General features: G+C 72.8%; 6 protein-coding genes. 1 reads left to right on the top strand and 5 read right to left on the bottom strand.

Annotated features, from left to right (window positions below; all coding sequences use genetic code 11):
- Nucleotides 1-51: 51 nt before the first annotated feature.
- From cimA to ACFRMQ_RS34375, 5 genes are all read right to left on the bottom strand, one after another.
- Complete coding sequence (gene cimA / locus ACFRMQ_RS34395) at nucleotides 52-1,656, bottom strand: citramalate synthase (RefSeq protein ID WP_380734705.1); 1,605 nt, start codon at nucleotides 1,654-1,656, stop codon at nucleotides 52-54.
- A 340-nt stretch (nucleotides 1,657-1,996) separates the two neighbouring features.
- On the bottom strand, nucleotides 1,997-2,566 hold the full coding sequence (locus tag ACFRMQ_RS34390; protein WP_380734704.1) for a Uma2 family endonuclease: 570 nt from the start codon (nucleotides 2,564-2,566) through the stop codon (nucleotides 1,997-1,999).
- 93 nt (nucleotides 2,567-2,659) lie between these two features.
- Nucleotides 2,660-3,772, bottom strand: coding sequence for a branched-chain amino acid aminotransferase (locus ACFRMQ_RS34385; protein ID WP_380734703.1), 1,113 nt, complete (start codon nucleotides 3,770-3,772; stop codon nucleotides 2,660-2,662).
- Between the two features lie 280 nt (nucleotides 3,773-4,052).
- Nucleotides 4,053-5,090 (bottom strand): 3-isopropylmalate dehydrogenase, encoded by a 1,038-nt coding sequence (locus tag ACFRMQ_RS34380; RefSeq protein WP_380734702.1) that lies wholly within the window; start codon nucleotides 5,088-5,090, stop codon nucleotides 4,053-4,055.
- Between the two features lie 59 nt (nucleotides 5,091-5,149).
- Nucleotides 5,150-5,713, bottom strand: a complete 564-nt coding sequence (locus ACFRMQ_RS34375; RefSeq protein ID WP_380734701.1) for a Uma2 family endonuclease — start codon at nucleotides 5,711-5,713, stop codon at nucleotides 5,150-5,152.
- 154 nt (nucleotides 5,714-5,867) lie between these two features.
- Here ACFRMQ_RS34375 and ACFRMQ_RS34370 point away from each other — a divergent pair, with 154 nt between their 5' ends.
- Complete coding sequence (locus ACFRMQ_RS34370; RefSeq protein WP_380734700.1) at nucleotides 5,868-8,348, top strand: YfhO family protein; 2,481 nt, start codon at nucleotides 5,868-5,870, stop codon at nucleotides 8,346-8,348.
- Nucleotides 8,349-8,361 lie beyond the last annotated feature (13 nt).

The raw sequence follows: 8,361 nt of genomic DNA, 5'->3' as shown, positions 1-8,361 counted from the left end.
CCGCGGGACTCCACCTGAAGTCCCGCGGGCCACGGTCGTGTCGGGCGCCGACTACTCGGTGGGCTCCAGGCCCGCCCGGACCAGGCCGTAGGTGTACGCGTCCTCCAGCGCCAGCCAGGACGCGGCGACCACGTTGTCGGCCACGCCCACCGTCGACCAGGTGGTGGTGCCGTCGGTGGACTCGATCAGCACCCGGGTCTTGGACCCGGTGCCGTGCTGGCCCTCCAGGATGCGGACCTTGTAGTCCACCAGCTCGAAGCCGGCCAGCGGCGGGTAGATGCCCTCCAGGGCCGTGCGCAGCGCCTGGTCCAGGGCGTCGACCGGGCCGTTGCCCTCGCCGGTGGCGATCCGGCGCTCACCCTTGGCCCACAGCTTGACGGTGGCCTCGTTGCCCGTGAAGCTCTTCGGCCCCTGCTCGCTGATGGTCCGCCAGGACTCCAGGGTGTAGAAGCGGTCCCGGCTGCCACGCACCTCGTCGCGCAGCAGCAGCTCGAAGGAGGCGTCGGCGGACTCGTAGGTGTAGCCGAGGTTCTCCTGCTCCTTCACCTTGGCGACCACCCGGCCGGCCAGGTCCCGGTCGCTGGAGAGGTCGTAGCCGAGCTCCTTGCCCTTGAGCTCGACGGAGGCCCGGCCGGCCATGTCGGAGACCAGCATCCGCATGGTGTTGCCGACCCGCTCGGGGTCGATGTGCTGGTACAGGTCCGGGTCGACCTTGATCGCGGAGGCGTGCAGGCCCGCCTTGTGGGCGAAGGCCGAGAAGCCGACGTACGGCTGGTGGGTGGAGGGGGTCAGGTTGACCAGTTCGGCGATCGCGTGCGAGATCCGGGTCATCTCGGCCAGCCGGCCCTCGGGCAGCACCCGGCGGTCGTACTTGAGCTCCAGCGCGCCGACCACCGGGAACAGGTTGGCGTTGCCGACCCGCTCGCCGTAGCCGTTGGCGGTGCACTGCACGTGGGTCGCGCCGGCGTCCACCGCGGCCAGGGTGTTGGCCACCGCGCAGCCGGTGTCGTCCTGGGCGTGGATGCCGAGCCGGGCGCCGGTCCTGGCCAGTACGTCGGCGACGATCTCCCGGACGCCGCCCGGCAGCATCCCGCCGTTGGTGTCGCAGAGCACCACGACGTCCGCACCGGCCTCGTGCGCGGCGCGCACCACCGCCACGGCGTACTCGGGGTTCGCCCGGTAGCCGTCGAAGAAGTGCTCGCAGTCGATGAACACGCGCCGGCCCTGGGAGCGCAGGAACTCGACGCTGTCCCGGACCATCTCCAGGTTCTCGTCCAGGGTGGTGCGCAGCGCCAGCTCCACGTGCCGGTCGTGCGACTTGGCCACCAGGGTGATCACGGACGCGCCGGAGGCGACCAGTGCGGCCAACTGCGGGTCCTCCGCGGCCTTGCCACCGGCCCGGCGGGTGGCGCCGAAGGCGACCAGCCGGGCGTGCCGCAGCTCCAGCTCGTCGGCGGCGCGCGCGAAGAACTCGGTGTCCCGCGGGTTGGCCCCCGGCCAGCCGCCCTCGATGAAGCCGACCCCGAACTCGTCCAGGTGCCGGGCGATGGCCAGCTTGTCCGCCACCGTCAGGTTGATGCCCTCCCGCTGCGATCCGTCGCGCAGCGTGGTGTCGAACACGTGGAAACTGTCATCGGTACGGGTGACCTCGGTCATGACCCCTGGTTCTCCGTTTCGGGGAGGTTGGTACTGCTCTGCCGGACTCTTCTGGTCCCGGCTCCACTGTCCATGATCCCGCGCGCGATCCCGGTGTCCCCGGGCCCCTTGTGGGGGCCCTCGGCCGGTCCGGGAGAAACAAAAAGACCCCTCGCGGGTGCGAGAGGTCTGCGCGCGGGTCTGGACGCTAGTGGTCGCTCCGCATCGGGTCCTGCGGAAGCGGTCACTGCGGACCGGCGCGCCTGCTGCTAATAATCAGCGAAAGCGAGGACACCCTCGGAGTCTCGCACAGCCTCCGGATTCCGGTCCGCCCGTCTCGCGATGCGGGACGGCCGCGCGGCTACTCGAAGAGGTCGGCGGTGTCCAGGGCGAAGCCGAAGGGCTCGGGGAGGTCGAGCGGGTCGCCGACGGAGACGACCGTGGTGGTGGCGTAGTCGCCGCGCCGGGGGTCGCTGTGCAGGACGACCAGGCCCTTCTCGCGGTCGATCAGCAGGAAGAGCGGGATCCCGGCGGCGGCGTAGCCCCGGCGCTTCTCGACACGGTCGGTGTCCGGCCTGCTGGACGTGACCTCCAGGACCATCAGGACCCCGTCCGGTTTGGACCACGACCCCCGCTTCATCATGGCTCCGCGAGCCGTGAAGGTGGTGTCGGGGATGAACCGCCCCGTGGGGACGATCAAGCCCTTGCCACCGGCGAAGTCCACGTCCTTGGGGCCCTCTGCGACCACCTGTCGTACAACCCGACCGATCAACGTCTCGTGTTCACCGTCCGGCGGTGGGGTCACGACGATCTCCCCCTCGATGAGCTCCGCCTTGAAGCCCTCGCGGACCTCCAAAGCCAGGAAGACTTCCAGGAGGCTCTTGCCCTCGTCGCCGGCGGTACCGGTGTACGCGTGCGTCAATGCGGTCACAGCCCCTCCCTCCGGTCCGCAGGCACCAACGAGCGGAACTCTTCGAGGTTACGGCCCGGGCGCCCCGGTGTCTCGGGGCGCCCTGCCGCGTGATCAGGCGATCTTGTGCATCCAGCCGTGGGTGTCCGGGGTCTGGCCGCCCTGGAGGGACAGCAGCGCCTCGCGCAGCTCCATGGTGACCGGGCCGGGCTCGCCGGCGCCGACGGTCCAGTCGGCGGCGGCAGACTTCACCGAGCCGACCGGGGTGATGACGGCGGCGGTGCCGCAGGCGAAGACCTCGGTCAGGGTGCCGTCGGCGTTGCCCTGCTGCCACTCGTCGGTGGAGATCCGGCGCTCCTCGACCGCGTAGCCGAGGTCGGAGGCCAGCTGGAGCAGCGAGTCGCGGGTGATGCCGGGCAGCAGGGCGCCGGACAGCTCCGGGGTGACGATCTTCGCGTCCTTGCCCTCGCCGAAGACGAAGTACAGGTTCATGCCGCCCATCTCCTCGACCCACCGGTGCTCGGCGGCGTCGAGCCAGACCACCTGGTCGCAGCCCTTCTCGGCGGCCTGGGCCTGGGCGACCAGCGAGGCGGCGTAGTTGCCCGCGCACTTGGCGGCGCCGGTGCCGCCGGGCGCGGCCCGGACGTACTCCTTGGACAGCCAGACCGAGACCGGCTTGATGCCGCCCTGGAAGTAGGCGCCGGCCGGGGAGGCGATGATCATGAAGAGGTAGGAGTTGGCCGGGCGGACGCCCAGGCCGACCTCGGTGGCGAACATGAACGGGCGCAGGTAGAGGCTCTGCTCCGACTCGTTCGGGACCCACTCCCGCTCCTGGCGGACCAGCAGCTCGACGGCCTCGACGAAGGCCTCCACCGGCAGCTCCGGCATCGCCAGGCGGCGGGCCGAGGCCTGGAAGCGGGCGGCGTTGGCCTCCGGGCGGAAGGTGGAGATGGAGCCGTCGGCCTGGCGGTAGGCCTTCAGGCCCTCGAAGATCGCCTGGCCGTAGTGCAGGGTCATGTTCGCCGGGTCGATCTCCAGCGGCGCGTACGGCGCGAGCTGGGCGTCGTGCCAGCCCACGCCCTCGGTCCAGCGGATGGTCACCATGTGGTCGGTGAAGACCCGGCCGAAGCCGGGATTGACCAGCCGGGCCTCGCGCTCCGCTGCCGGCAGCGGGTTGGCGGAGGGCTTGAGGTCGAACGTGATGGGTGCCTGGGTGGCCGTGCTCATGGCTGTTTCCTTCACCGTGTGGTTGGTCCGGGCCGCCACCGTTGAAGGAACGTTTCGGCGAAAATCACCGGAACGGATGCACAACGGCACGGCCCACTGTCGATACTCGCATCCAGAGGGCCGTGCCGAACAGCCGCCCGCCCTGTTTCGAGGGCCGCGAACTGCGGTTATGAGGTCCGGCCCCGCTGGGCCGGAAACCTTGTCGGATCCGGCCCGCTAGCCGGAACCCCGATCTCGGATCCGGCCCGCCGGCCGGAACCCCGATCTCGGATCCGGCCCGCTAGCCGGATACTCGGCCGGCGAGCGCGTCGCCGACCTCGGAGGTGCTGCGGGCACCCGCGCGCTCGGTCAGGTCCGCCGCGACGGCGGCCTCGACCTTGGCGGCCTCGGCGGCGAAGCCGAGGTGCTCCAGCAGCATCGCGACCGACAGCACGGTGGCGGTCGGGTCGGCCTTGCCCTGGCCGGCGATGTCCGGCGCCGAGCCGTGCACCGGCTCGAACATGGACGGGAACTCGCCGCTCGGGTTGATGTTGCCGCTCGCGGCCAGGCCGATGCCACCGGTGACGGCGGCGGCCAGGTCGGTCAGGATGTCGCCGAACAGGTTGTCGGTGACGATGACGTCGAAGCGCTCCGGCTGGGTGACGAAGAAGATCGTCGCCGCGTCGACGTGCAGGTAGTCGGTGGTGACCTCGGGGAACTCCTCGCCGACCTCGGCGAAGATCCGCGTCCACAGGTGACCGGCGTGCACCAGCACGTTGTTCTTGTGCACCAGGGTGAGCTTCTTGCGCGGCCGCGCCTGCGCCCGGCGGTAGGCGTCGCGGACCACCCGCTCGATGCCGTACGCGGTGTTCAGGCTGACCTCGGTGGCCACCTCCTGCGGCGTCCCGGTGCGCAGCGTGCCGCCGTTGCCGACGTACGGGCCCTCGGTGCCCTCGCGGACGACCACGAAGTCGATCTCCGGCTCGCCGCCCAGCGGGGACGTCACCCCGGGGAAGAGCCGGCCCGGACGCAGGTTGATGTGGTGGTCGAAGGCGAACCGCAGCTTGAGCAGCAGCCCCCGCTCCAGCACGCCCGACGGCACGCTCGGGTCGCCGATGGCGCCCAGCAGGATCGCGTCGTGGGACTTCAGCTCCGCCAGCACGTCGTCCGGCAGCGTCTCGCCGGTCCGGTGGTAGCGCCGGGCCCCGAGGTCGTACTCGGTGGTCTCCAGCTTCACGTCGGAGGGAAGCGCGGCACCCAGGACCTTGAGGCCTTCGGCCACCACTTCCTGGCCGATGCCGTCACCGGGGACAACTGCGAGACGAATGGTGCGAGACATGCTCGGACCCTACTCCGCCGTCCCAGGTGCTGACACCTCACGTCCAGCATCCGGACTCGTCAGGTCAGGTCGATCTCCACCGGGAACGGCTGATCGACCTTCAACTGCTTGTGGTAGATCCCCACAACGACGTATCCACGCGTCGCGGGATCGAGTTCGTAGATGTAGACAACCGGCTTCCCCTCGTCACTCTCCACCCTCCAGAAATGCCTGATCCCCGCAGCCGCGTACTTACGAGGCTTGATGTCCCGATCACGCTCTTCGGACTCCTCGGAGACGACCTCGACAGCCAGCAGCACATCCCCCGCCTCGCAGAAGGTCTGCTTCGGGCCAGTGTTTCCTCGCTCGTCGAGCACGAGGAGGTCTGGCTCCGGGCGGTTACGACGGTCCAACCTCACCGTCATCTCCCGCCATACGTCCCACCCCTCCGGCACTGCGCTCTCAAGGGCGCGTTCCAGCCTGCGGAGGGTGCGCATGTGAAACGCGGTCTGCGGACTCACGAAGATCAGGCTCCCGTCGAGCAGCTCGGTGTGCGGCGGGAGATCAGGCAGCCGGTCGAGGTCCTCTGCGGTGTAGCCACCAGCGGGGGGCCGAATCCAGTCCGGGTACGGCGCGATGCTCATGGTTCCTCCCATACGGGCATCCTGACGGCCATCCCAGGCTACTCGGCGAGGCTTCCTCGGACGCCACCCTTTCGAGGGAGCGCGAGTGACCGCCAGGGCTCTGGGGCGTGCTTAGGGTGGCGGGGTTCGGCGGATCGCGTGGAGCGGGGTGCGGATGGGCGAGCGGCGGCGGGAGGCGCTGGTCTGCGGGGGTGCGGCGGGGCTGGCGATGGGCGGGTACGCGCTGGCGGCGGGGCTGCGCGGGCGATGGCCGTCCGGGGCGCGGGCGGTGGCCGTGCCGTACCACGCCCATCTGTGGGACCTGCTGCACGGCCAGGCCTCCGGGGACCTGCTGGTCAACTGGAACAGCGGCTACGGGGTCCCGTTCCTGGCGGACTTCTTCGCCTACTTGATGAACCCCTTCTCCTGGCCCACCGCGCTCCTCCCCCGCGACCGGGGCCCGCTCGCCGTCTTCCTGGTCACCCTGGCCACCATCGGCCTCGGCACCGCCCTGATGGCCCGGCTGCTCGGCCGTCTCCACCCCGGCCCGCGCCGGCTGCGGGCGCTCGCCGCCGTCGGGTACGGGCTGTGCGCCTGGGTGCTGGACGTCGGCGGGGCCGCCCCGATGTGGCTCTGGGGCCTGGTCTCGCTGCCGCTGCTCGGCCTCGCCGCCGACTGGTGCCTGCGCGAGCGGCACTGGGTGGCCGGGGCGCTGTGCGTCGCCCTCGCCTGGGCGGGCAACCTGTACACCGCCGCGCTGGCCACCCTGGCGGCCGGGCTGCTGCTCGCCGTCCGGCTGTTCGCCGCCCCGCGCCCGCTACGGCTCCGGGTCCGGGCCACCGGCCGGGCCGTCACCATGGCCGTCACCGGGGTGCTGCTCGCCTCCCCCGTGCTGTTCGTCGCGGTCCGGGCCGCCCGCCGGGCCCAGCCGGAGTCCCCGGTCGAGCCGCTCGGCCCGTCCGGCCTCGGCGGCCACCTCGCCCGGCTGCTGCCCACCGCCCACGGCGGCCAGCAGCTGCCGGACGCGGCGATCGGCGTCCTCGGGCTGCTGGTGGTGTGCGGGCTGCCGTTCAACCGGCGGGTGCGGCCGCGGGAGCGCGCGCTGTGGTGCGCGGCGCTGGCCCTGGTGGCGGTCGGCTTCCTCTGGACGCCGACCGTGCTGGTCTGGCACGGTCTGGCGATCCCGGCCGGCGGGCCGTACCGGGTGGCCTTCGTGCTCAGCGGGCTGCTGGTGCTGGCTGGCTGGGTCTCGCTGGCGCACCGGCCCGACCTGCTCACCCTGCTGGGCGGCGCCGCCATGGTGGCGGTGATCGCCGCCCTGGCGGCGAGCCGGCACGCGGTGCGCCCCGCCACCTGGGTGCTGCTGGCCGTCGGCGGCGCCGTCCTGTCGGCCGCTCTGTGGGTGCTGGACGACCGGCATCCCGACCGGCGGGCGAACGCCCTGGCCACCTGGGTGATCGGCGGCGCGGTGCTGGGCAACGCCGTCTGGTCGGGGTACGCGGCGCTCGGCGCGGCCCCCGCCGACGGCGTCTCCCCGGCGGCCGTCCGGGCCGGGCACGCGGCGCTGCGCGCGGCCGCCGACTGGCCGCGGGGCCGAAGCGACCCCGGCCCGCACGCCTTCACCCCCAACGACCCGCTGCTGCTGAACGGCCAGGGCGGCGGCTACTTCAGCAGCTACCTGCCGACCGCCGCCGCCCTGCTGCTGCACGACCTCGGCGCGGGCTGGACGGCCGGCGGGCGGCAGACCGCGAGCGTCACCGACCCGGTCGGGCAGGCGCTGTTCGGCGTCCGCACCCACCTCGACGGAGGACCGCCGCCGCTCGGCCTCACCCCCGTCCGGAGCGCGGCCCCGCCGCTGGTCACCGTGCTGCCCCCGGGAGCCCGCCCGGACACCTCCTCGGTCTGGTCCCGGCAGGAGTCGCTGCTCGGCAGCCAGGTGTACGACGCCCCGCTGCCCGTCCCGGCCGGCGGTCCGGCACCCACCCTGCACGGCACCAGCGGCTGGTCGTTGCCGGGAGGCCCGGAGGGCACGGTGTTCACCGCCGCCTGCACGCCGGGCGGGACGGCCTACTTCCACGGGCTCTGGTACCGGGGCACCGTCAGCGGCCTCGGCACCGGTTTCCGCAGCGACGGCGACCAGCCCACCACCGCCGTGCCGATCCACCGGCTGGGGACCGTCCCGGCGGACGGGGTGGTCCGGGTGACGCTGCGCTCCGACGTGGTGAGCCAGGTCCCCGCCCGCCCGGTCGGCTGTCTGCGGGCCGGCGCCCTGGAGGCCGCCGTGGCCCGCCTCACCGCCACCGGCGCCACCCGGGTCGAGGCCGGCGGGCACACCCTCACCGCCACGCTCCCGGCGGGCTCCACCGGCACCGCGCTGCTGTCCGTCCCGGCCACCGAGGGCTGGACCTGCGCCGTCGACGGAGGCCGCCGCGCCGCGCCCACCCCCGTCCTCGGCATGATCGGCGTCCCCCTCGGCGGGGGTGCCTCCCGGGTGGCCTGCGCCTTCCGTCCGCCCGGCCTCACCGAGGGCCTCACCGTCACCTCCGCCACCGCCGCCGTCCTCGTCCTGGTGGCCGTCTTCACCCGCCTGTCCCGCCGCCCCACCGGCGCCCCGCGCCGGGAACGCCGCCGGGCGGCCCGGTCCTCCGGGCCGTGACGGGGCGCCCGGT

The organism is Kitasatospora sp. NPDC056783 (assembly GCF_042789895.1).
Lineage (GTDB): Bacteria > Actinomycetota > Actinomycetes > Streptomycetales > Streptomycetaceae > Kitasatospora.
Note: the sequence above shows the minus strand (reverse complement) of the source record. Positions and strands in the feature narration are given on the sequence as shown.